The sequence below is a fragment of the Streptomyces sp. NPDC047072 genome (assembly GCF_040643855.1).
In the GTDB taxonomy this organism is placed as follows: Bacteria; Actinomycetota; Actinomycetes; order Streptomycetales; family Streptomycetaceae; genus Streptomyces.
This window is the reverse complement of sequence record NZ_JBEYVC010000047.1, coordinates 38640-61315: the sequence shown is the minus strand read 5'-3', so window position 1 is coordinate 61315 and position 22676 is coordinate 38640. Positions and strand designations below refer to the sequence as shown.

19 protein-coding genes and 1 pseudogene are annotated in these 22676 nt (G+C 71.4%); 7 read left to right on the top strand and 13 right to left on the bottom strand.

Features of this window, described 5'->3' with window-relative positions; translation table 11 throughout:
• Positions 1-48: 48 nt before the first annotated feature.
• The 8 genes from ABZ896_RS21640 to ABZ896_RS21605 all read right to left on the bottom strand — a co-directional run bounded on the left by ABZ896_RS21640 (position 49) and on the right by ABZ896_RS21605 (position 9069).
• Positions 49-1905 carry a spherulation-specific family 4 protein gene (locus ABZ896_RS21640; RefSeq protein ID WP_360931305.1) on the bottom strand — a complete coding sequence of 619 codons (1857 nt, stop codon included), beginning with the start codon at positions 1903-1905 and terminating at the stop codon, positions 49-51.
• 97 nt (positions 1906-2002) lie between these two features.
• Positions 2003-2836, bottom strand: a complete 834-nt coding sequence (locus ABZ896_RS21635) for a class II fructose-bisphosphate aldolase (RefSeq protein WP_360931302.1) — start codon at positions 2834-2836, stop codon at positions 2003-2005.
• On the bottom strand, positions 2830-3786 hold the full coding sequence (locus tag ABZ896_RS21630) for an ROK family protein (RefSeq protein ID WP_360931299.1): 957 nt from the start codon (positions 3784-3786) through the stop codon (positions 2830-2832). The genes ABZ896_RS21635 and ABZ896_RS21630 overlap by 7 nt, the downstream gene beginning before the upstream one ends.
• Positions 3783-4664, bottom strand: a complete 882-nt coding sequence (locus ABZ896_RS21625) for an SIS domain-containing protein (RefSeq protein WP_360931296.1) — start codon at positions 4662-4664, stop codon at positions 3783-3785. The genes ABZ896_RS21630 and ABZ896_RS21625 overlap by 4 nt, the downstream gene beginning before the upstream one ends.
• A 94-nt stretch (positions 4665-4758) precedes the next feature.
• Positions 4759-5943 carry a Gfo/Idh/MocA family oxidoreductase gene (locus tag ABZ896_RS21620; protein ID WP_360931293.1) on the bottom strand — a complete coding sequence of 395 codons (1185 nt, stop codon included), beginning with the start codon at positions 5941-5943 and terminating at the stop codon, positions 4759-4761.
• Positions 5944-5946: 3 nt separating this feature from the next.
• On the bottom strand, positions 5947-6783 hold the full coding sequence (locus ABZ896_RS21615) for a carbohydrate ABC transporter permease (protein WP_360931290.1): 837 nt from the start codon (positions 6781-6783) through the stop codon (positions 5947-5949).
• A 7-nt stretch (positions 6784-6790) separates the two neighbouring features.
• A complete protein-coding gene (locus ABZ896_RS21610; RefSeq protein WP_360931287.1) occupies positions 6791-7798 on the bottom strand; it encodes a sugar ABC transporter permease in 1008 nt (335 codons plus the stop codon).
• Between the two features lie 2 nt (positions 7799-7800).
• Positions 7801-9069, bottom strand: a complete 1269-nt coding sequence (locus tag ABZ896_RS21605) for a sugar ABC transporter substrate-binding protein (protein WP_360931284.1) — start codon at positions 9067-9069, stop codon at positions 7801-7803.
• A 142-nt stretch (positions 9070-9211) separates the two neighbouring features.
• Here ABZ896_RS21605 and ABZ896_RS21600 point away from each other — a divergent pair, with 142 nt between their 5' ends.
• Positions 9212-9997 carry a DeoR/GlpR family DNA-binding transcription regulator gene (locus ABZ896_RS21600; protein WP_360931281.1) on the top strand — a complete coding sequence of 262 codons (786 nt, stop codon included), beginning with the start codon at positions 9212-9214 and terminating at the stop codon, positions 9995-9997.
• Positions 9998-10163: 166 nt separating this feature from the next.
• On the opposite strand, the gene ABZ896_RS21595 is transcribed toward ABZ896_RS21600, so the two are convergent.
• The 3 genes from ABZ896_RS21595 to ABZ896_RS21585 all read right to left on the bottom strand — a co-directional run bounded on the left by ABZ896_RS21595 (position 10164) and on the right by ABZ896_RS21585 (position 14399).
• Positions 10164-11399, bottom strand: a complete 1236-nt coding sequence (locus ABZ896_RS21595; RefSeq protein WP_360931278.1) for an MFS transporter — start codon at positions 11397-11399, stop codon at positions 10164-10166.
• Positions 11400-11542: 143 nt separating this feature from the next.
• On the bottom strand, positions 11543-11929 hold the full coding sequence (locus ABZ896_RS21590; protein WP_360931275.1) for an NUDIX domain-containing protein: 387 nt from the start codon (positions 11927-11929) through the stop codon (positions 11543-11545).
• Between the two features lie 211 nt (positions 11930-12140).
• Positions 12141-14399, bottom strand: a complete 2259-nt coding sequence (locus ABZ896_RS21585; RefSeq protein WP_360931273.1) for a M4 family metallopeptidase — start codon at positions 14397-14399, stop codon at positions 12141-12143.
• A 409-nt stretch (positions 14400-14808) separates the two neighbouring features.
• Between ABZ896_RS21585 and ABZ896_RS21580 the strand changes: the two genes are divergently transcribed.
• Complete coding sequence (locus tag ABZ896_RS21580) at positions 14809-15435, top strand: DUF4232 domain-containing protein (RefSeq protein ID WP_360931270.1); 627 nt, start codon at positions 14809-14811, stop codon at positions 15433-15435.
• Positions 15436-15446: 11 nt separating this feature from the next.
• On the opposite strand, the pseudogene ABZ896_RS21575 reads toward ABZ896_RS21580, so the two are convergent.
• A pseudogene (locus tag ABZ896_RS21575) lies at positions 15447-16115 on the bottom strand (DNA alkylation repair protein).
• 228 nt (positions 16116-16343) lie between these two features.
• On the opposite strand from ABZ896_RS21575, the gene ABZ896_RS21570 reads away from it, so the two are divergent.
• The 3 genes from ABZ896_RS21570 (at position 16344) to ABZ896_RS21560 (ending at position 19510) form a co-directional block, all read left to right on the top strand.
• Positions 16344-17255 (top strand): glycoside hydrolase family 16 protein, encoded by a 912-nt coding sequence (locus tag ABZ896_RS21570; protein ID WP_360931267.1) that lies wholly within the window; start codon positions 16344-16346, stop codon positions 17253-17255.
• Between the two features lie 104 nt (positions 17256-17359).
• Positions 17360-19150 carry a serine/threonine-protein kinase gene (locus ABZ896_RS21565; RefSeq protein WP_360931264.1) on the top strand — a complete coding sequence of 597 codons (1791 nt, stop codon included), beginning with the start codon at positions 17360-17362 and terminating at the stop codon, positions 19148-19150.
• Positions 19151-19240: 90 nt separating this feature from the next.
• On the top strand, positions 19241-19510 hold the full coding sequence (locus ABZ896_RS21560; RefSeq protein WP_360931261.1) for a hypothetical protein: 270 nt from the start codon (positions 19241-19243) through the stop codon (positions 19508-19510).
• On the opposite strand, the gene ABZ896_RS21555 is transcribed toward ABZ896_RS21560, so the two are convergent.
• Positions 19501-19956, bottom strand: a complete 456-nt coding sequence (locus ABZ896_RS21555; protein WP_360931258.1) for a hypothetical protein — start codon at positions 19954-19956, stop codon at positions 19501-19503. The two genes, ABZ896_RS21560 and ABZ896_RS21555, sit on opposite strands and share 10 nt — an antisense overlap.
• 165 nt (positions 19957-20121) lie before the next feature.
• On the opposite strand from ABZ896_RS21555, the gene ABZ896_RS21550 reads away from it, so the two are divergent.
• Entirely contained in the window at positions 20122-21318 is a 1197-nt protein-coding gene (locus tag ABZ896_RS21550) for an EfeM/EfeO family lipoprotein (RefSeq protein WP_360931255.1), read from the top strand.
• Complete coding sequence (efeB, locus tag ABZ896_RS21545; protein WP_360931252.1) at positions 21315-22532, top strand: iron uptake transporter deferrochelatase/peroxidase subunit; 1218 nt, start codon at positions 21315-21317, stop codon at positions 22530-22532. Before ABZ896_RS21550 ends, efeB begins: the two co-directional genes overlap by 4 nt.
• Positions 22533-22676: the final 144 nt, after the last annotated feature.

Genomic DNA, 22676 nt, shown 5'->3' with positions numbered 1-22676 from the left:
CGTCCTCCGCGTCGGGCTGGGTCAACGACAAGGGCTTCCTCGGTGGGGTCAGCCGACGGTGGCCGTCACCGCGGAGCTGTACGCCTCGGTGTATCCGCCGGTGCCGTGGAAGACGGCGGCGACGGTGTTGCCGGTGGTCAGGCCGAGCGTGCTGGTCGGGATCTGCCAGACGTAGAGGCCGTCGGTGCTGGATACCAGCGGGTCGACGCCGCTGACGATGCCCCAGGACCAGCCGTCGCCGGAGTGCGCGTAGAGGGAGCCGTTCTCGATGAGGTAGTCGGCGCCGATCGTGGTGGACCCGGAGGTGAGGGAGTAGCCGGTGGAGGCGTTGTTGTCGGTGTCGATGAAGACGTGTTCGAAGGTGTACGGGAGGTTGTACTGGGCCTGGAAGGTGGCCGTCGAGGAGGTGATGCTCACGGACGGGGACGTGACGCCGTCGGCGGGGGTGAGGGTGGTGACCGACAGCGGTCCGGCGGCGGCCGAGACGGCGCCGGAGTCGTCGGTGGCCTTGACCGTGAAGGCGTAGGTGGTGCCGGGTTCGAGGCTGCCGAGGAAGACGCTGGTGGTCGACGGGCTCAGCGTCAGCAGGTGGCTGCCGTTCGCGTAGACATCGTACGAGGCCAGGTCGTCGGAGCTGGTGGAGGCGGTCCAACTCAGGGTGAGGCTGGCGGCCTTGACGCCGGTCGCGGTGAAGCTGCCCGGGGTGGTGGGCACGGTGGAGTTTGCGGCCGCCGTGGTGACCGTGGTGCCGGTACTGGCGGCGGACCGGGTTCCGGCGACGTCACGGGATCGTACGGTGAAGGTGTACGACGTGGCCGGGGTGAGCCCGGTGACGTCGAACTCCTGGGTGTCCGGGGACCAGTTGCTCACCGAGCCCACCTTGGCGCCGTTGGCGTAGACGTCGTAGGCGACCGCGGTGCCGGTGTCGTCGGCGGGCCAGCTCAGGGAGACGGTGGTGCCGCCGACGTAGGTGGTGTCGGGGGCGTCCGGGGTGACCGGGGTCTGGGTGTCGGTCACGGCGATGCCGGACAGTTCGCTGCTGAAGTAGCTCGAACTGGGCATGGCGCTGTACGGGTTGGAGGCGAGGGTGCGGTCCGTGGCGTAGAAGTAGCCGGAGTTGTTCTGCTTGGACGTGGCGATGACCGTGGGCAGGTCGCTCTGGGACACGTTGTAGACGATGTTCCAGAACTGGTCGGGGTCGCCGTCCAGTTGCCACTGGGCCGGGGCCAACGCCGTGCTGGGGTTGAGGTAGTCGGCCTCCGAGCCCTCGAAGGTGACGATGACGTCCGCCGCCTCCTCGTAGCACTCGGGCACGGCCACACCGGGGTTGACCACGGTGAGGGAGCCGGGGTGCGTGTGGTGCACGAACGCGTTGAGCTGCTTGTAGAGGTCGACGTACTCGGTGCTGTCGGTGGTCGGGCCGCAGACGTTCTCGCCGTCGTCGAAGAAGATGCCGTCGACCGAATCGCCGTAGTAGGAGTACCACTTGTTGACCTGCTGCTCGGCCTGGACCAGCCAGGCCGTGGCGTCGGTCTTGCCGTCGGCGGTCTGCCGGCCGGTGAAGCCGAAGTAGCCGGAGTCGACGTAGCCGATGACCTTGGTGCCGTTGGCGTGGGCGGAGTCGATGACGCTCTTCCAGCCGGAGTCCACGGCGGAGCCGGGACCGCTCGCGGGGTTGGCGATGGCCACCCCGAGGCCGGATCCGGCGCCCGTGATCTCGGTCCAGGAGGTGGTGTCGCTGGTCGGGATGTAGGCCGGGACGCCTATGTGCTGGCCCAGGTTGGGGGTGGTGGCCGCGTGGGCGGCGGTCGTCGTCGCGGGTGCGCCGAGCAGGAGCAGGGCTCCGGCGACGGTGCCGGCCAGGCGCCGGACTCGGGCGCGGAGGCCGGGTCTTGTGGTGGACATCATGTTCCCTCCGGATACGCGGGGTGGCGGTGCGTGGGGGCTGGTGGGGTACGGCCGGTGCGGGATCTGGGAGTGCGGGCGTGGTGCCGACGCCGGATCACGCGGTGGTGGCGCGCAGGCAGTCCGCCACCACCGTGGTCGCCGCCTCGCGGGCGGCGGCGAGGTAGCGGCGCGGGTCGACGGTGGTGGGCGCATCGCGCAGGGTCGCGGTGACCGCTCCGGTGAAGGCGACGTTGAGCAGCGTCCCGACATTGATCTTGGTCATGCCGTGGGCGACGGCGGCGCCCAGCACCTCGCCCGGGACCCCGGAGGATCCGTGCAGGACCAGCGGCACCGGGACCGCGGCGCGGATCCGGGCGATGAGGTCCAGGTCGAGTTCGGCGCTGCGGGTGCGCATGGCGTGGCTGCTGCCGACCGCGACGGCCAGCGCGTCCACGCCGGTCGCCGCGACGAACGCGGCGGCCTGCTCCGGGTCGGTGCGGACACCCGGCGTGTGTGCCGAGCCCTTGCCGCCGATCTCCCCCAACTCGGCCTCGACGAAGAGGCCTTGGGCGTGGGCCCACTCCACCGCGGCCCGGGTCGCGGCGACGTTCTCCTCGTCGGACAGCCGCGAGGCGTCGTACATCACGGAACTGGCCCCGCAGTCGGCCGTCCGGTGCAGCAGGTCGTCGTTCTCCACGTGGTCGAGGTGCAGCGCCAGGCGCGCCTTGCTCTGGCGTGCCACGGCGAGCGCGGCGTCGGCCAGCGGGGTGACGTCGTCGTGGTGGTGGCGCACGGCGTTGTGGCTGATCTGGAGGATCGCCGGCCGGCCGGTCAGTTCCGCGGCGGCACTGACGGCCTGGACGTGTTCGAGGGTGAGGACGTTGAAGGCTCCGACGCCGGTCCCGGCGGCGTACGCCTCGGCGATCAGGTCGGCGGTGGGGGTCAACACGGCTGGACGCTCCGGGAGTTCGGGACGGGATGAGTGAGGGCGTGCGCCTCCGCCGCCAGCAGCGCGGCTCCGTACAGTGCCGCGCGGTCGCCCAACTCGGCGGGGAGCAGGGGCGGGAGCGGGCCGAACGGGACGTGCCGGGCCAACGCGGCGCGGAGGGGGGTGAGAAGCAGGTCGCCGGCGGCCGCGACTCCGCCGCCGATCACGACGGCGGCCGGGTCCAGCAGCAGGGCCGCCGTGCCGAAGGCCGAGGCGAGCGCCTCAACAGCGGTGTCCCACACGCCCGTTGCGGCCGGGTCGCCGGCCCGGACCGCCTCGGCGACGTGCGCCGCATCGGTCGTACGACCGGTCAGGGCGCTGTAGCGGGCGCTCAGCGCGCGGGCGGCGGCGACCGTCTCCACGCAGCCCCGTCCGCCGCAGCCGCAGGGGCCGTCGGCGCCGCGGGCCGGGAGGTGGCCGATCTCCCCGGCGCGGCCGAAGGAGCCGGTGAGGGGGGTGCCGTCGAGGACGACCGCACCGCCGACTCCCGTGCCGATGGCGGCGAACAGGAACCCGGGGAGGTTCCGGCCCGCGCCGAGTCGCGCCTCGGCCAGGGCGCCGGCCCGCAGATCCTGGCCGACGGCGACCGGGGCCGGGGTGACCCCGCGCAGAAGGGCGGCGAGCGGGACGTCCCGCCAACCGGTCGCCGCCGAGCGCACCGCGACGCCCGTGGCCTCGTCGACCAGACCGAGCACGGCCACTCCCACGGCGAGCGGTCCGGTGCCGTACCGTCGTTCACCCTCTGCGGTCAACAGACGTACCGCGTCCAGCACTTCGGCCACGGCCTCGTCGGCGCCGCGCGGAGTGGGGCGCCGGTGCTCGTACAGCGGGCGGCAACTCGGCGTGAAAAGGGCGCACTTGATGGACGTACCGCCGACGTCCACGCCCACGACATAGCCGTCGCCCGTCATGAGCCGAGCACCACGGACCGGGTCAGTGCCCGGGGCCGGTCGGGGTCGAGGCCCTTGCGGGCGGCGGTCTCGGCCGCGAGGCGGTGCACGCGTACGAGGTCGACCTGCGGGTCCTCGGGGTACTGGACGAACAGCGCGCCGGTGGGCGCCACGGACTCGCGCAGGCCGTCGGCGTCGGGGCCGAAGTGCCAGACCAGGCGGCCGGGGGCGGCGATGGCGATCGGGCCGTGGCGGTACTCCATGCTCGGGTAGGACTCCGTCCAGCCCTGGGTGGCCTCGCGCATCTTCAGCGCGGCCTCGCGGGCGATGCCGTGCGCCCAGCCGCGCGCCAGGAAGGTGATCTGCTCCGCCGTCACCCAGGCGTCGGGCAGCGGTTCGTCGAGCACGGCCTCGGCGGCGTCCGCGAGCGCGGCGACGGGCTCGCCCAGGCCGGCGCGCAGCACGGTGAGCGCGGTCGTGGCGAAGACGGTCTGGACGACGGAGCGTTCGTCGGCGAAGCCGAGGTCCACGACGTGGTCGGCGGCCTCGGTGATCGGGGTGGTGGTGTCGGCGGTGAGGGCCACGGTGGGCCGCCGGCCGCGCTGTCGCGTCAGCAGGTCGAGGACCTCGGTCGTGGTCCCGGACCGGGAGATCGCGACGATCCGGTCGTAGTCGCGGCCGTGCGGGAACTCGGAGGCCGCGAAGGCGTCGGTCTCCCCCAGTCCGCGGGTCTCGCGGAGGGTCGCGTAGGCCTCGGCCATGAACCAGGACGTGCCGCATCCGATGACGGCGACCCGTTCTCCGGGCGCCGGCAGCAGGGTGCTCGCCGCGGTGGCGGCCGAGGCGGCCTTGCGCCAGGCGGCGGGCTGACGGGCGATCTCCTCGCCGATGAACGACATGGGTGTGCTCCTTGGGTGTGAGGGGTGTCGGTGAGCGGGTCCGGGCGTGCCGGCCCGGCCGGGCGCGCTGCGGGCCCGGCAGAAGGTGAAAGCCCTACTGCTTCTTCTGGTGTGCGGCGAAGTACCCGGCCAGCTCCGGAGTCAGCGGGCGGACCTCCACGGGTGTCCCGCCCGCCCGCAGCGAGTGGGCGGCGGCGACCCCCGCGGCGACCGCCTCCCGGGCCGCGACCGGCGAGGTGTCGGTGGGTCCTCCGACGGCGGCGAAGCGCAGGAACTCGGCGACGAGCGCGGCGTCGGCGCCCCCGTGGGCGCTGTCCCCCGCGCTCACCTCGATCGTCAGGTCGGCGTCGGCGCGGTAGCCCGAGCGGCCGGTGTTCCAGACCCGGACGACCGCCGGGTCGCCCTCGATGCCGTCGCCGAAGTTCTCCATGCGGCCGGCGTCGCCGACGACCGTGTAGTTGCGCCAGTAGTCGGGGGTGTAGTGGCACTGCTGGTAACTGGTCAGGACGCCGTTGTCGAGCCGGGTCAGCATCATGCTGAGGTCCTCGACGTCGACGACCGGGTTGAGGTCGGTCAGCGTCGACGGCGGCCACACGGACCGGTCGAACCACTCGGTGACGCGCTGCTCGGTCGGGGTGTCCCGGCGCGGGTTGGCGCCGTAGACGGTGAGCCCGCCGAGCGCGGTGACCGTGCGCGCGTAGCCGCCCGCCAGCCAGTGGACGGCGTCCAGGTCGTGGGCGCCCTTCTGGAGCAACAGGCTGGTGGTGCGGGCGCGTTCGGCGTGCCAGTCCTTGAAGTAGTAGTCACCGCCATGCCCGACGAAGTGCCGGCACCACACCGCGCGGACCTGCCCGATGGCGCCGTCGTCGATCAGGGCGCGCATCCTCCGCAGGACGGGCAGATGACGCAGGTTGTGGCCGACGTAGAGCCGGGTGCCGGTGCGGGCGGCGGTGGCCAGGACGTCGTCGCACTCCTCTACGGTGATCGCCAGGGGCTTTTCCACGAAGACGGCGACCCCGGCCTCCAGGAAGCGGCGGGCGGGCTCGGCGTGCCGGTCGTCGGGGGTGAGGACGAACACCGCGTCGAGGCCGTCGTCCAGCATCTCCTCGTAGCGATCGTGTACGGCGGTTTCGGCCCCGAAGATCTCCCGCGCGTGGTCCCTCGCGCGCGGGTCGGGGTCGGCGCAGGAGACCACCCGGGAGGTGCCGGGGCGGTGGGCGAGGGTCGCGAGCAGGGCGCGCTGGCCGACGCCGACGACACCGATGCGCAGTTCCGTCACGGCTCAGCCCTTCGTTCCGGACAGGGCGATGCCCTCGACGACCTGCTTCTGGAGCACGACGAAGACCACGATCACCGGGAGGGTGGCCAGCAGTGCGGCGGCCATCATCACGGGGTAGTTGGTGATGACCTGGTCGATGAGGGCCAGCAGGCCCACGCTGAGGGTCATCTTGTCGGTGTCGGAGTTGACGATCAGCGGCCACATCATGTCGTTCCAGGACCAGATCATCGTGAGGATGCTCAGGGCGATCAGGCCGGGGCGGGCCAGCGGGAGCATGATGCTCCAGAAGATCCTCAGCGGACTCGCGCCGTCCAGGCGTGCCGCCTCCTCCAGTTCGGCGGGCAGCGCCATGAAGAACTGGCGCAGCAGGAAGGTGCCGAAGGCGCTGAACATGCCCGGCAGGAAGAGGGCCGGCAGGGTGTTGAGGAGGTGCAGGTTCTGCATCACCTGGTACTGCGGGATGACCAGCAGCTGGCTCGGGACGAGCAGGACCGACAGGAACAGCCCGAACAGCACGCGCCGGCCCGGGAATTCGAGGCGGGCGAACGCGTAAGCGGCCATGGAGCAGAACAGCAGCTGCCCGAGGGTGCGGGCGACGGCGTTCAGGACGCTGTTGAACATCATCCGCCCGAACGGGATCTGCCCGAAGACGGTCGAGTAGTTGCCGGTGTGCCAGGAGGAGGGCAGCAGGGTCGGCGGGACGTGGGTGGACTCGGCGAGGCTCTTGAACGAGGTCAGCAGCTCCCACACGAAGGGGCCGGCGAACACGAGCACGGCGGCGACCAGGAAGGTGTGGGCGCCGATCGAGCCCGGCCGGAAGCGCGGTCGTGCGCCAGACATACGTGCGCTAGACATAGTGGACCCACCTCTTCTGGAGCCGGAACTGCAGGCCGGTGACGGCGGCGACGACGATCAGCAGCAGGAAGGCCATCGCCGCCGCGTAGCCCCGGTCGTTGTTCACGAAGGCGTCCTGGTAGAAGAGGAAGACCACGCTGCGGGCCTGGGGCAGCGCCGGGTTGGTCTTGCCGATCACCGCGTAGACCAGGTCGAAGCTCTGCAATGAGCTGATGACCGACAGGACGCTGACGAAGAACAGGGTGGGGCTCAGCAGCGGCAGTGTCAGCGAGAAGAACTGGCGCACCGGGCCCGCGCCGTCGAGCGCGGCGGCCTCGTAGTAGTGGCGGGGGATGGACTGCAGGCCCGCCATGAGGATGATCAGGTTGTAGCCGACGGTGGTCCAGATCGCGACCAGGGCGACCGCGACGAGCGCGGTGTGGGGGTCGTCGATCCAGTAGCGGCTGTGGATGCCGATCTTGCCGAGCAGGTAATTGATGATGCCGTAGTCGCCGTTGTACAGCCAGCGCCACACCATGGCCACCGCCACGGGCATCGTCACCACGGGCAGGAACATCAGCGTCCGGTAGACGCTGACGCCCTTGCGGCCGGGGCGGCTCAGCAGCACCGCCACCACCAGCGAGACCGGGATGCCGAGCAGGCCGTACAGGCAGTACCAGAGGGTGTTGCCGAGTGCCTGGTGCAGCTCCGAATCGTGAGCGAGACGGCGGTAGTTGGCGAGGCCGGTCCAGGTGTGGCCGCCGAAGGGGCCCCAGGCGGTGAAGCTGAAGTAGAAGGTCTGCACGACCGGCCAGAGGTAGAAGACCCCGAGCCCGATCGCGGTGGGGGCCAGGAAGAAGGCCGCCCACAGCGTGTTCGCCCGGCGCCGCCGGGCGGCGGCGGACCCCCACGATTCCCACGGCCGCCACTGCCGCCGCTGTCTCCGCTGCCGCCGCTCGGCGGAGGAGTCGCTCGGAGCGGCCGTGGGGGCCGGCGCGTCGGCGGACTTGGGCGCCGCCATGGTCACTTGGGCTCCTTGGCGAGGGCCGCGTCCATCTGCGTCGCCAGGGTCCTGGCGGCCGCCGCGGTGGACTCGGTGCCGTTCCACGCCTTGGTGAGGTTGCTCAGCTCCAGGGCGTTCCAGGCCGCCGTGTTGGCGGAGGACGGCAGCGGGACGGCGTAGGGAAGCTCGTCCAGGAAGCTCTGCAGGTGGTACTGCGGGTGCGCCTTCACCCACGCCTGCTGGGTGCCGTTGTAGGCGGGGATGACGGTGCCGGTGGCGGCCTCGATGTCGGCGGCCTGCTTGGAGCCGAGGAACGCCTCGAACTTCTCCGCCTCGGCGACGTGCGCGGTGTGCGCGGAGACCACGTTGGCCAGACCGTGGATGACGGTGGCCCGCTTCTCACCCGCGGGCAGCACGGTGACGTCCGCGTCCGTCTTGGTGGCGGCGTTGGAGCCGAAGGCCGCCGCGTCCCAGGAACCGCCCCAGAACATGGCGAGCTTGCCCGACTGGAACATCGCGTACGGCTGCGTGTCGGTCATCTGCTTGAGGTTCGGAGACTGCTTCTTGGAGATCAGGTCGGTCCAGAACTCCAGGCCCTTGATGGTCTTGGCGTCGGCGTAGCCGGACTTCTTGCCGTCGGCGGAGATGATCGAACCGCCCGCCTGGAAGACGGTGTTGTAGAAGTTCTCCTGGCCCTCCAGCGTGGCCCCCACGCCGTAGACGCCCTTGGCGGGGTCGCTGAGCTTCGCGGCGGCCTGCTGGAAGTCGCTCCAGGTCCAGGAGGCGGTCGGGTAGGCGACGCCGGCGGCCTTGAAGAGCTTCTTATTGTACCAGAGGCCTACGGTGTCGAAGTCCTTCGGCAGTCCGTACTGAACTCCCTTGTACCGGTAGAGCTTCACCAGGGAGGACGGGTAGACGGAGGTGTCGGTCTTCAGGTCGGTCAGCGGCCTGATCACGCCGTTGGACGCGTACAGCTGGAAGTTCGGGCCGTTCATCCAGAACACGTCGGGTGCCTGGCCGCCGGTGGCTGCGGCCTGGAGCTTGGTGAAGTACTGGGTGTACGGCGTGAGTTGGACCTTGACGGTGATGTCGGGGTTGGCCTTCTCGAAGGCGGCGACGATCTTCTTCATGGCCGGGACCTGCGTGGTGTCCCAGACGCCGTAGCTCAGCGTCACCTTTCCGCCGTCGGCGGACGAGGAGCCGCCGCTGGAGCACGCCGTCGCCGACGCGAGCAGGGCCGTGGACACCGCCGCGACCGCCAGTCTTCTTGCCTTGCCTGTTCCGAGCACCGCACAACTCCCTGCTTCAAGACTGTCGTTACCGCCGACCAGCCCCCGCCTGTCGTGGTTTTCGATGACCATAGAATGCTCGTTAGTGGTCGTACAGAGGATTCTGTGAGCAGTTTCGAGCATTTCTGCTAAGATCGGCGTCGTGAATCGTTACGCGCGGATGAACGCCCTGCTCGACGCCATGGCGAGCGAGGGGCATGTGGACGTCGAAGGTCTCGCCCGCAGCTTCGGGGTGTCCCCCAGCACGATCCGGCGGGACCTCAACCACCTGCACGAACAGCAGTTGGTGACGCGTACGCGCGGCGGGGCGGTGGCGACCACCGTCAACTACGACCTGCCGATCCGCTACCGCCGGGCCGCCCGCGGCTCGGAGAAGATCCGCATCGGCCAGGCCGCGGCGGCGCTGGTCGGTCCGGGCGACGTGGTGGGCATCAACGGCGGTACGACCACCACCGAGGTCGCCCGCGCGATCGCCGAACGCCAGCCGCCGGAGGGGGAGGCCGGGCCGGAGCAGATCACCATCGTCACCAACGCCATCAACATCGCGAGCGAGATGACCGTCCGACGGCACGTCAAACTCGTGATGACCGGCGGGGTTTCGCGGTTGCAGTCCTTCGAACTCACCGGACCGCTCGCCTACGACACCCTCTCCAAGGTCGACCTGGACGTGGCGGTGCTCGGTGTCGACGCCTTCGATCCCCGCTCGGGCGCGAAGGCCCTGGACGAGGACGAGGCGCACATCAACCAGCTCATGGCCCGCCAGGCGCGGCGGGTGGTCGTGGTGGCCGACAGCAGCAAGCTCGGCACCCGGGCCTTCGCGCGCATCTGCCCGCTGAGCGCGGTGGACTGCTTCATCACCGACAGCGAGGCGCCGGTGGAGGTGATCGAGCAGATCCGCGAGGGCGGGGTGGAGGTGATCGTCGTCTGACGGGGTGGGGCGGGGCGGAGGCAGTGGCGGCCGCGTAAGGCAGCGTTACCGGCGGGTCTGGTCAGGCGAACCAGCGGGGCGGGGGCGGGCTCCGGCCACAGCAAGGCCAGCACTACGCCCCCGGCGTGTGCGGTTTCGAGCTCCGGGCGGTCCCCGCAACGCGCCCTCAGGACCCTGCTGACTCCCGGAGCGGGCCAGGACACGAGTCGTCCGGTGCCTTGAGCGCGGGGGCCTCATCATGCGTAGCGCGGGTCAGGGCGAGGGCTGTCAAGGGTACGGCGGTCAGGGCCGCCGCCACCGTGCCCACCAGGGCCGGCCCTGCCTCCCGCAGGGACGAGGTCAGGGCGAGGCCGGCGATCCAGGAGCCCAGGGTGACACCCACGTTCGAGGCCGCGCTGCTCAGGGCGGAGGCGAGGGTGGGCGCGGAGGAGGCGAAGCGGACGACGAGCGCGCCGAGCACCGGGGTCGCCACGAAGCCGGTCACGCCCAGCAGGACCGAGAGGACGACCGTCGGCACCGGGCCGGTGGAGAAGAGCACCAGCAGGAGAAGGACGAGGGTGGCCGATCCGGCCGACCCGATCATCGTGGCGAGCGGCCGGGCGTCCCCCACCCGACCGCCGATCGCCGTGCCGAGCACCGCGCCCACGCCGTAGCCGGCCAGTACCAGGGGGATGGCGTCGACGGGGACACCGGCGCGGTCGGTGAGCAGCGGGGAGATGTAGCTGTAGGTCGCCAGGACGCCGCCCATGAGCAGGGCGATGAAACCGAGCACCAGCCACACCCTCAGCTGTCGCAGCGCCGCGAACTCGGCCCGCACGGACGGGGGTCGGCGCTCCGGCTCGTCGGGGATGAACCTCCCGACGACCGCCGCGGCGCAGGCTGACAGAACCGCCAGCACCCAGAACGGGCCCCGCCAGTCCGAGGCATGTCCCAGCCAGGCCCCCAGCGGCACTCCGACGACATTGGCCACGGTCAGTCCGCCCATCAGCAAACCCAGCGCCCGGGAGGTGGCCGCGGGACCGGCCGCGCTCGCCGCGACGACGGTCGCCACGCACCAGAAGGCGCCGGTCGCCAGGGCGGTCGCCACGCGGGAGACGAGCACCACCGTGAACGACGAGCTGAGTGCGGCGACCACGTGGCCGACGGAGAAGACGGCCAGCGCGAGGACCAGGGTCGAGCGGCGCGGCAGCCGCAGTGTCGCGATCGCCATCGCCGGCGGTCCGACGATCATCCCCGCGGCGAACGCCGTGATCAGCAGACCGGCGCGGGACACGCTGACCTCCAGGTCACCGGCCACCTCGGGCAGCAGACCGGCCACGACGAACTCCGTGCTGCCCATCAGGAACGTCCCGACGGCCAGCACCCACACGACGAAGGGCAGCTTGCGGGGGCGGTCGGGCATGGGTGCGTTCCCTCTCCGGGATTCACGGCATCGCCCTCGTGCGGTCGGCCGGACACGCGCGAAGGGCGATCAGCGGCGCCGGGGGCAGCGCTTGGATAACGATACCCACGACCGCAGGAGTCGGATCCGGGACCGGGACGGGCTCACAGTCCCAGCGGTACCGGGTCGGCCGGGACGCCCTCGGTGATCAGCGCGGTGAGGGGAGTTGCGAGGTCGCGGGGCGAGAACAGGTCGGGGCCGCCGTAGACGGTGATGTCCTGCGGTCGCCACCAGCGCAGGCCCTGGATGTTCTCGGCGGCGAGCTGCTCGTCCGTCATCGCGCCGCGCGGCCGGAAGGAGGCGGTGCGGACGAGGAAGTAGTCGTTGACCACGCCGTCGTAGCCCTCGGCGTGCCCCGGAGCGACGACTTCCTGGTGCCATACGTGAGGGGGGTCGGTGTCCAGGACCAGGCCGATCTCCTCGTGCAGTTCCCGGCGCAGGGCCTCCAGCAGGGTCTCCCCTGTTCGACACCGCCGCCGGGTGCGGCCCACACGGTGATCGTGCCGGGCGGCTCCGGGAAGACGAAGCGGCAGAGCAGGATGCGGTCGTCCTCGTCCAGGACGATCGCGCGGACGGCGTGGCGCAGGTTCGGCGGGGGCATCCGGGCAAGGTATCCGGTTTCGGGGAGCCGGGAGGAAAGGCGCCGTGCCGCGAATGCGCCGCCCTGGTCCCGCGGGACCAGGGCGGCGAGGTGATGACTTGTCAGGGGGTCAGTTGCCAGCGGGCGATGTAGCCGACGTCGATGGACGCCCGGTCCTGTACGCGGAGTTTCCAGGTGCCGTTGACCGGCTGGGCGGAGGCGTCGACCGTGAAGGTCTGGTCGACGTTGTCGGCGGAGCCGCCGCTGCGGTTGAGGAGGGAGTACACCGTGCCGTTCGGGCCGACGAGGTCGACGGTCAGGTCACCGCGGTAGGTGTGGACGATGTTGACGTACACCGTGGTGGTCGCGGAGGCGTTGCCGTCGCGGCCGGTGATGGTCACCGGGGACTCGACGGCGGCCCCGTTGTCGGGGATGTCCACGCGGGTGGCGTTGGCGTAGACGTAGGCGATCTGCCAGCTGAAGGTGTCCGAGGCACTCGCGCCGGTGGCGTCGGTCACCGTGACGGTGACGTCACCGGTGCCGAGGGTGGTCGGGGTGCCGCTGATCAGACCGCTCGGGCTGAGGGTCAGGCCGTCCGGCAGGCCGGTCGCCTCGTAGGTCAGCGCGGAGCCGGAGTTGGTGGTGTAGGCGTCCAGTTGGAGGCTGACCACCTGGTTGACCCCGCTGATCTGGTCGGCGACCGGCGCGAGGTTGACGCCGAGGGCGATGCGGTTGCCGACGTTGATCGCGGCCCACGCGTCGGCGACGGCGAGGTAGGTCGGGCTGTAGGCGCCGAACAGGTCCGCGGCGGCCGACAGGGTCGCGGTGCGGGCGCCCGCGTAGTTGGTCGTCGAGGTCATGTACGTCGTCAGCGCGCGGTACCAGACGGCGGCGGCGTTCTCGATGCCGATGCCGGTGACGGGCCGGCCGTCGGAGGTCGGGCTGTCGTAGGAGACGCCGTTGACGGTCTTCGCGCCGCTGCCCTCGGAGAGCAGGTAGAAGAAGTGGTTCGCGGGGCCGGAGGAGTAGTGGACGTCGATGCCGCCCAGGGTGGAGCTCCAACTGTCCCTGGAGTCCCCGTCCTTGGAGGGCTTGTCCATGTAACGCAGCGGGGTGCCGTCGCCGTTGATGTCGATCTTCTCGCCGACGAGGTAGTCGCCGGGGTCGGCGGCGAGGTTCTCGTGGAACTCGACGGCGGCGGCGAAGATGTCGGAGGTCGCCTCGTTCAGGCCGCCGGACTCGCCCGAGTAGACCAGGCCCGCGGTGGCGGCGGTGACGCCGTGGCTCATCTCGTGGGCGGCCACGTCCAGTGCGGTCAGCGGGTGGGTGTTTCCCGAGCCGTCGCCGTACGTCATGCAGAAGCAGGAGTCCTGCCAGAAGGCGTTGACGTAGTTGTTGCCGTAGTGGGCGCGGCTGTAGGCGGCGACGCCGTCGTTGCGGATGCCGTTGCGGCCGAAGGTCTCCTTGTAGTAGTCCCAGGTGGCCGCGGCGCCGAAGGCCACGTCGACGCCGGCGGTCTGCCGGTTGGACGGCAGCCCGTCGCCCCAGACATCGTTGTCGTCGGTGAAGAGGGTGCCGGTGCCCGACGTCCCCTGGTTGAGGTCGTACGTGCGGTGACCTGCACGGTCGGGGTCGACGAGTTGGTACGTCGATCCGGACGGGGTGGTGCCGAGCGGGACCGTGCCGACGAACTGGCCGGTGCCCTCGCCGGTGTGCACCTTCTCGGCGGCCAGGAGTTCCTTGCCGGTGGCGGCGTCGGTTACGACCTGGAGTTCGCTGGGCGTGCCGTCCTGCTGGACGCCCTCGACGACGGTCTCCCAGGCCAGCACGGGCTTGCCGCTGCCCGCCCACACGACCAGGCGGGAGCCGTTCTCCACTTCGGCGCCCTCGACCCGGTCCGCCTTCGAGGCTGCCAGCGCCTTGCCGGTGGCCGCGCCGGCCGTGAGCTTCGGGGTGAGCGAAGGCACCGTGAGCCGCGCCGAATTGGCCTTGGTGACGGTCGTACGGCCGCTGTCGTCGTGCACGACGAGGTCGCCGCCGAGGACGGGGAGTCCTGCGAAGGTGCGCTCGTAGCGGGTGTGCGTGGTGCCGTCGGCGTCGGTGACGACGTCCTTGACGACGAGTTTCTCCTTGGCGCCGAGGCCGATGCGCTGCGCGGTGCCGGTCGCCGCGGACTGGGCGCTCTTGATCAGGGCGGTGCGGTGGGCGGGGGTCAGGGCGGTCTGGGCGGCGCCCGCCCGAGGACTGGCGGTGATCTTCGCGGGCGCCGGGGCGGCGGTGGCCAGGCCGGGGGCGGCGAGGGCGAGCAGCGAACCTATCGCCGTGAGGGCGAGGGCGGTCGTGCGTCTGCTCCGCACGAGGGCGCGGTGGTGCAGGGACAACGGGGGCTCCTTCGGTACGACGGGCGGCCCGTGGTGGGGGCCGTGGACGAGACGGACCCGCGGGGTACGCCGGTCCGGTGCGCTGCACGGCATGCGGGTGGAAGGAGGTGGGGGGTGGGAACACACGGCTGCGCCGCGTGGTGAAACTGTCAAGGAACTGTGAATGACTGGAGAAGAGTGACACCGCCTCCGACCGATTGTCATGAGAGCGTCAAGGTAACGGCTGGAATTGGTCGTGCCGGTCGGGCAAATCGGAACCCACGGCGCCGGTTTTCGGCCTCACGTGATCATCGCTGTTGCAGAACCCGCACATCATGATCAACTGTTCGTGACCGGTCGGCCGGTACAAAGGAGCCCGCACCACGGAGTCATCCGGACCTCACCGACCGTTCCGCATCACGGGGGAATCATGTTGCACACCCGCAAGGCCGCCGCCGCTGTCATCGGCCTCGTCGCCGCGCTCTCGCTCACCGCCTGCAACGGCGACGACAACGCGTCCGACAGCGCGCAGGCGGCCCCCACCGAAGCGACGGCCACGCCGGGCAGCGCCGGCGCGTCGGAGCAGGCGGGCCAGAGCGCCGGCGCCAGCGCCGGTACCAGTACCGGTGACACGGGCAGCGGCAAGGCCGGCATCTGCCGTACCGACGAGCTGGAGGTCGACGCCAGCGACAACACCACGGACAAGACCGAGGGTGTCGTCACCGTCTCCTTCAAGAACGGCGGGGGCCGCGACTGCCGCATCTACGGGTTCGCGGGGGTCGACCTCAAGACCGCTCAGGGCGACACGCTCTCCGTGACCCGCAACAGCGAGAAGCCGCTCTCCGAGATACTCGCGGACGGTGACAGCGCCGCCTTCAACATCACGTTCCCGTACAACAACAGCGGCGGTTCCGGGGTGCAGTTGACCGACCTCGTGGTGACGCCGCCGAACGAGACCAAGAGCGTCACCCTGAAGTGGCCGGCCGGCAGCCTGCCCGTCTCCGACGGCAGCGACAGCGTGAAGCTGGAGATCAGCCCGGTCGGCAAGGTCGGCTGACCCGGAGTGACTCAGGGCGCCGTCGTGCCGCCCTGCCGACGCACCGTCTCCGCGATCCAGACCGGGGCGAACGGAGACGTGCAGCCCCGGGGCGTCGGGTAGTCCTTCAGGACCTCCAGCCGCTCGCCGATCTCCACGGCCCGGGCGCGGTGCTCGGCGTGGGAGATGCCGATCTGCGCCAGGCAGTGGTTCATCGCCCACTGCAGACGGTCGGGGGCGTCCTTCATCTCCGACTCGATGATGTCGAGGCGTCCGGCGAGGTCCAGACCCTCGGGGCTCTTCGCGACGCGTTCCGTGGTCAGGGCCCAGCCCGCGCTCGCGACCACGGGATCCTGGTCGGCCGACCAGGACAGGCGCAGTTCCTCGGCGTGCGGGCTCTTCTTCACCGCGTAGTTCACGAGCCAGTCGTGCACCTTGGGTGCGCGTGCCTCGCGCAGCATGGTGTCCAGTTCGTCGCGGCCGAACTCCTTGGGCCGGCAGATCAGCAGGGACAGCAGACGGGCCGCGGTGTCGCCGGTCCCCCACAGGCTCCGGGCGAGGTCCTGCTAGGTCTTCAGGCGCTCGGCCAGTGCGCGCAGCCTGCCGAGGTTCACGCCGTGGTCGTCGCCGTGTCGCTCGTTGACCGCGCGCGCTTTCGGGTCCTCGAGGGCGGCCAGCTCGGCCATCACCTCGGCGACCATCGTTCCGGGCACTGCCGTCTCCCGTCCCTCACATACGACTGGCTTCGCGTACGACCTGCTTCGCGTACGACCTGCTGCGCCTACGACAGCGAGCCTATGGCGCGAGGCCGTGGAGCGCCTTCCTCCGCATCCCGCGGGGTCCCGGGGGCTGACTCCGTCTCCACACCCGCGCGAGGATGCTCCTTCGGAGGACGCACCGGCGGAACCGAGGAACGAGGGAGCCTCCAGATGGGTGCACACGCGGCGCGGCGCCATCCCCACGGCAGGCGGATCCTGGTGGTGTCCGTGGCCCTCATGATCGCGGGCGTGCTGCTGGGGTTCCCCCGGGCCGACGGAGCCCCCGTCGCCGCCGACGCCTGTCGTACGGTGAGCGCGGCTCTGCCCCGCGGTGACTGCGGGCCCTTCTGGCAGGTGCTCGCGGAGGACTTCAACGGCGACCGGGTGCCGCTCGGCGCGTTCAGCGACTGCGCGCACAACATCGAGACCTCGGGCGCCCACTGCGCGGGGCTGAGCGGGAAGTACCGCGACAACTGGTGGGCGTATCCGACGGGTTGGCTCGACACCGCCAACAGCCGGGGGCGGGACGTGGTGGGTGTCTACCACCCCGAGGACACCGTGAGCGTCGGTCCGGCCGAGAACGGCGACGGGCGGATGTCCATCCGCATGTGGCGGCCCGCCGACGGAGGACCCGTGCACGCCTCGGCGGTGGTTCCGCGGGCGGTGATGGACATGAAGTACGGCAAGTACAGCGCCCGGATCAAGGTGGTGAAGCCGGCTCCCGGTTACAAGTCCGCCTGGCTGCACTACGGCGGGGGCTGCGAGATGGACCATCCCGAGGGCAACTGGACCGGTGACCTCACCGCCTTCCACCACCCCTGCGGCGGCGGTGAGCAGGGCTACTTCCCCGGCGCCGACGACTGGACCGAGTGGCACACCGTCTCCACCGAGTGGACCCCCGGCAACGTGCGCTTCTTCGTCGACGGCCGGCAGATCGGGCACGACACCCGCGAGGTGCCGAGCCGGCCGCTGTCCTGGGTGCTGCAGAACGAGAGCGCGCTGGAGGGGCCCGGAGCGGCCCCGGGGAGCAGCGCGCAGCTCGACATCACCTGGGTCGCGGCGTACGCGTACGACTGGAAGTGACGGCGGAAGTCGCCGATTGGCTGAACACATGTGCGGGCTGGGGCTAGCCTCGTCTTCCACGGGGGGCGAACTGGCGTGCATCGAAAGTGACTTCGGGGGATTTCTTGTCGGAACAGCGGCCCCTGCCGGCGGACGACGCGACGGCGGCGTTGCGGCAGACGGGCGCCTCACCGCTGCGGCTCGGCGACCCGCGGCGGGTCGGCCCCTATGTACCTGTCGCACTGCTGGGCAGCGGGGGCATGGGGCGGGTCTATCTGGCGCGGCCCGCGGACGACGGTCCCGGCCTGGTCGCGGTGAAGGTGATCAGGCCGGAGTACGCGGAGGATCCGCGGTTCCGGCGCCGGTTCGAACGCGAGGCCGCGGTCCACGCCCGGCTGCGCACCCCGCACGCGCCGCGGCTGTGCGGTACGGGCTTCGAGGACGAACTGCTGTGGATGGCCACGGAGTACCTCCCCGGCTTCGATCTGACGGAGGCCGTACGGGAGGACGGTGCCCTGGCGGCGGCCGCGGTCTGGCGGCTGGTGGCGGAGCTGGGGCGGGCGCTCGCCCATCTGGCCGCCGAGGGGATCGTGCACCGGGACCTGAAGCCGTCCAACGTGCTGCTGACCGTCCGGGGCGCGCACGTCATCGACTTCGGCATCTCCAAGGCCGCGGACGCGAGCGCGATCACCGGGACGGGCAACCGGGTGGGGACACCGGCCTACATGTCGCCCGAGCACCTGAGGGAAGGTGTGTCCGACACGGCGTCGGACGTGTTCTCGCTGGCCGGGACGCTGGTCTACGCGGCCGCGGGGCGTGCCCCGTTCGGTGACGGCACCGGCGTCGACGTGATGCACCGGGTGGCCTTCGAGGACCCCAACCCCGAGGTGCTCGCCGAGATCTCGGCGGCCGACCCCGCGCTCGGTGCGCTGCTGACCGCCTGTCTGACGAAGGAGCCCGCGCGGCGGCCCACTCCGCAGGAGCTGATCGACGCGGCCGGGGCGCGTGCCGTACCGGCCGACTGGCCGCAGCCGCTGGGCGGCAAGGTGCTGGCGCGGCAGCGGGCGTACGAGGGGCTGCACCTCCTGCCGGTGGCCGACATGCCCGGCCTGCGGACCCCGCCGGTCATGCCGCCCGCCCAGGTGACGCCACCGGCCCAGCCCGTACCACCGGCCGCCGTACCCGTATCGGAGCCGGAGAAGGACGCCGTCGGCGATCCCATGGCGACGTCCTCGGTACGGCTGTCGGGGCTCGCGGAGGTCTTCACGCGGGTACGGAGGAGGCCGTTACCGGTGGTCCTGGTCGCCCTCGCGGTCTGTGCCGCGGTCGCGGTCGCTCTGGTGCTCCTGCGACCGGACGCCCCCGCGACCGCCACTCCGGGCGCCGGTGGGCTGCGGGGCATCGGATCCGCGCCCCGTGGCATCTCCGCCGGGCCCGAGTCCCCGGGGACGACCGGCCGGACGCAGCAGGACGTGGACGGCGCCGCGGACCTGGAGACCGAGGGCCGGACCGGGGCCGCTTCGTCGTCCACGGCCCCGGGGACCGCCGGCGACCCGGCGACCCCGGGCTCGGGCTCGGGCTCGGGCGACGACAGCGCCTCCGCTCCCGGCGCGTCCCTCTCCCCCACGCCGTCCACCGACAGCCCGTCCACGGACACCGACGGCACGCCCTGGCTCACCGACTGCACGTACTACAACGGCAAGGGCCGCACGGGTCTCGGCGACAGCGGCAGCAAGGTCGAGCAGGTGCAGTGCATGCTGGTCAAGCGGGGGTACAGCGTGGGCGGCGGCGGGGTGGACGGCGAGTTCGGGACGGACACCGAGTCCGCGGTCCGCGCCTTCCAGAGCGACCGGGGGCTGGACGCCGACGGGGTCGTGGCCCACGACACCTGGGACGCGCTGCGCAGTACCGAGTGACACACGCGCGGGCCGACCCCGGTGAACCGGCCCCCGATTCCGGTGGCGACAATTCCTCCACCATCGCGTCATCGAGAAGGGGGAAGCACCGTGAGCGCACCCGCGCGCGGCTCCGTCGTCCTGTACACGGTCTCCGCGACCTGTGCCGTCATCGGCGCCCTGTTGTGGTTGCGGGGCCAGGCCGACCCGCCGAGGGTGTACGGGGCCTACCTCGCGGCCGACAGTTACACCGCGTCGGCCTGGCGGGTGTGGTCGCCGGCCGTGCCCGACCAACGCCTGGGCCTGTACCTCGTCGTGGCCGCCGTCGTGACCGCGGCCGTGGCGCGCTGGTTCTCCGTACGCGGTGGGCGTCAGTTGTAGTAGGTGTGGAACGAGCCGATCCACCAGGCCGCCGCCGGGAGGACACAGATCTGTACGGCGGCCGTGGTCCAGCAGCGGCACAGCACCGCGGTCCCGAAGGTCCACCACGCCGTCGTGTCGAGCACGTTCACGACGTCGGCCTGGTAGCTCTGTCCGGTCGGGTCCATCATGCCGGAGTGGCCCATCCAGCCCTCGGTGAAGACGCCGTCCACCCCGAACACGATCGCCGTCGAGATCAGCCACAGGTCGGCCAGGAGAGCCGTCACGGCGAGCGCGACGTCCAGGCGCCGGAAGGCGGGCGTCGGCAGCAGCAGTCGTACCGCCGGATTCCCCCGGCCCCGGACCCAGTCCACCCGCCGGATGCGGACCAGCACCACGACGGCGCGCACCAGCGCGGCGAGGGCGGCCGCCCACCCGAGAAGGAAAACGAACCCGAACAGCAACATCAACACGGGATGCCAGATGCCCGCCGGTCGTGGAACGGTTCCCTCCGAATCGTCGGTGAACCCGGAGGGAACTCTTGGTCATGGGTTCCTCTGGACGGTCGTCCGGGTGCTGGGGGCTGCCTAGCATGAGGTGATCGCTTACGGTACGACCCCGGGAGGCCCCGGATGGTGTTGTCCGGCCTCACCTGGAGGTCGCCGCGTCTGTGGGGCGTCACGGGTGTCGTCCTCGTGTGCCTCGCGGCCGCCCTGGTGGCCTTCACTCATGGCTCACGTCCGGCGCGCGCCGCCTCCGACGGGATGCCCCACACCACCGTCGAGGTGTCGGCGGGTCACTGCGGGCGCGGGTGGACGAGCCCGGTCTCCGGTGTCCAGGTGTTCGACCTGCACAACCCGTCCGACGGGGCCGCAGAAGTCTTCCTGGAGGATCCGGCGAGCCAGGCCGTCTACGGCGAGGTCGAGGACATCGGGCCCGGTACGACACGGGAGTTGACGGTTCGCGTCGGCAAGGGGTCGTATGCCTTCAAGTGCGTCCCGGACGACGCCGACGCGGTGACCGGGCCCACGGTCCGCATCGCCACCGGGAAGAGGGGTCCGGCGGCGGCGCCGATCACCGAGCACGACCTGATTCCGCCCGCGCTCGCCTACCAGAAGTGGGTGGGAGACGGGCTCGCCGAGGTCGTACGGCTCACGTCGCGGCTGCGGGACGACATCGACCGCGGGGATCTCGCCCGGGCGCGGACGGACTGGCTGCCCGCGCATCTGGAGTACGAGCGGCTCGGTGCCGCCTACGACGCCTTCGGGGACGCGGACGCGGCGATCAACGCGACCGACGCGGGGCTGGCCGGCGGGGTGCGCGACAAGGACTTCACCGGCTTCCACCGCATCGAGTACGGGCTGTGGCACGGCCAGTCCGCCACCACACTGCGCGCCCCGGTCGACGCTCTCGTAGAGGCGGTCACCTCGCTGCGCGACAGCTGGGCGCAGACCCGTATGGACCCCGCCCAACTCGGGCTGCGGGCGCACGAGATCCTGGAGAACACCGTGCAGTTCGAGCTGACCGGGCGGACCGACTACGGCAGCGGCAGCAACCTGGCCACCGCCCGCGCCAATCTGGACGGCACCCGTGAGGTCCTGTCCCGGCTGCGGCCGCTGCTCGCCACCCGGTACGCCGATCTCGCCGGCCTGGAGGGCGAGTTGGACCAGGCGGGGCGCAGGCTCGACGGCTTCCGGCACGGCTCCGGATGGACTCCGCTGGACCGACTCAGCCGTACCCAGCGCGAGGACGTGAACGCCGTTCTGGGTGATCTGGTGGAGCGGTTGGCCTCGGTGGCGACCCTGTGCGATCCGCGGAGGACGGTGTGAGTACGACCGGACGGCCGGGCGGAGTCGGTCGGCGCGGGTTCCTGCGCGGTGCCGCTCTCGCGGGCGCGGGGCTGACGGCGGGTGGTGCGGCCGCCCCCGCCTCCGCGGTCAGCGGGAGCATCGCGCCCTTCCACGGTGTCCATCAGCGGTCGGCGATCGCGCCGCCCCGCCGGACGACCGTGTTCGCCTCCTTCGACATCACGGCCGAGAGCCGGGCCGAACTCACCGACCTGCTGCGCACGTTGACCGACCGCGCCCGCTTCCTGACCACGGGCGGGACGCCCGACCCTGTCGGGATCACCGGACCGCCCGCCGACTCGGGCGTGCTCGGGGAGCAACTGCCGTCCGGCGAACTCGCGGTGACCGTCGGAGTCGGTGCCTCGCTGTTCGACGGCCGGTTCGGTCTGGCGAAGTCGGTGCCGCGACGGCTCACCGCCATGCCCGCCTTCCCCGACGACGACCTCAGGCCCGAGTGGTGCCACGGCGACCTCAGTCTCCAACTGCACGCCGACGACACGGACACCGTGCTGCACGCCCTGCGGGACATCGCCCGGCACACGCGGGGCGGCATGCAGGTCCGCTGGCGTCTGGACGGCTTCAGCAGCCCGCCCCGCCCGTCGGGGACCTCGCGCAACCTGCTGGGCTTCAAGGACGGCACCGCCAACCCCGAGACCACCGCCCGCGAGATGGACCGCCTGGTGTGGGTCGGCAAGGGGTCCGGCGAGCCCGACTGGGCGGTCGGCGGGAGCTATCAAGTCGTCCGGCTCATCCGGATGTTGGTGGAGTTCTGGGACCGGGTCTCGCTCAGCGAGCAGGAGCGGATGTTCGGCCGGTCCCGGGAGTCCGGGGCACCGCTGGACGGCGACGCCGAGCACGACACCCCCGACTACGCGGCCGATCCCAAGGGTGACGTCATCCCGTTGGACGCGCACATCCGGCTCGCCAATCCGCGCACCACGGCCACCGCCGACCAGCGGATCCTGCGCCGCGCCTACAACTACGACCGGGGCATGGACGGCAACGGCAACCTCGACATGGGCCTGCTGTTCTCCTGCTACCAGCAGGACCTGGCCCGGCAGTTCGAGACCGTGCAGAAGCGGCTGGCCGGCGAACCGCTCGTCGACTACATATCCCCGTTCGGCGGCGGCTACTTCTTCGCGCTGCCCGGCGTACGGGATGCGGCGGACTGGTACGGGCGCGCCCTGCTGAGCTGAGCCCGTCCGGACAACTTCCGTCACCTGAGCGGTCAATGGGCGGTCAAGATTCGCCCCTTTTAGCCTGACCCGGTGTTCACCCGCTCGCCACCCGCCCTCCGCCGAGGTGCCGTGCACCGGGCGGAGCATCCAGGCCGTACGACA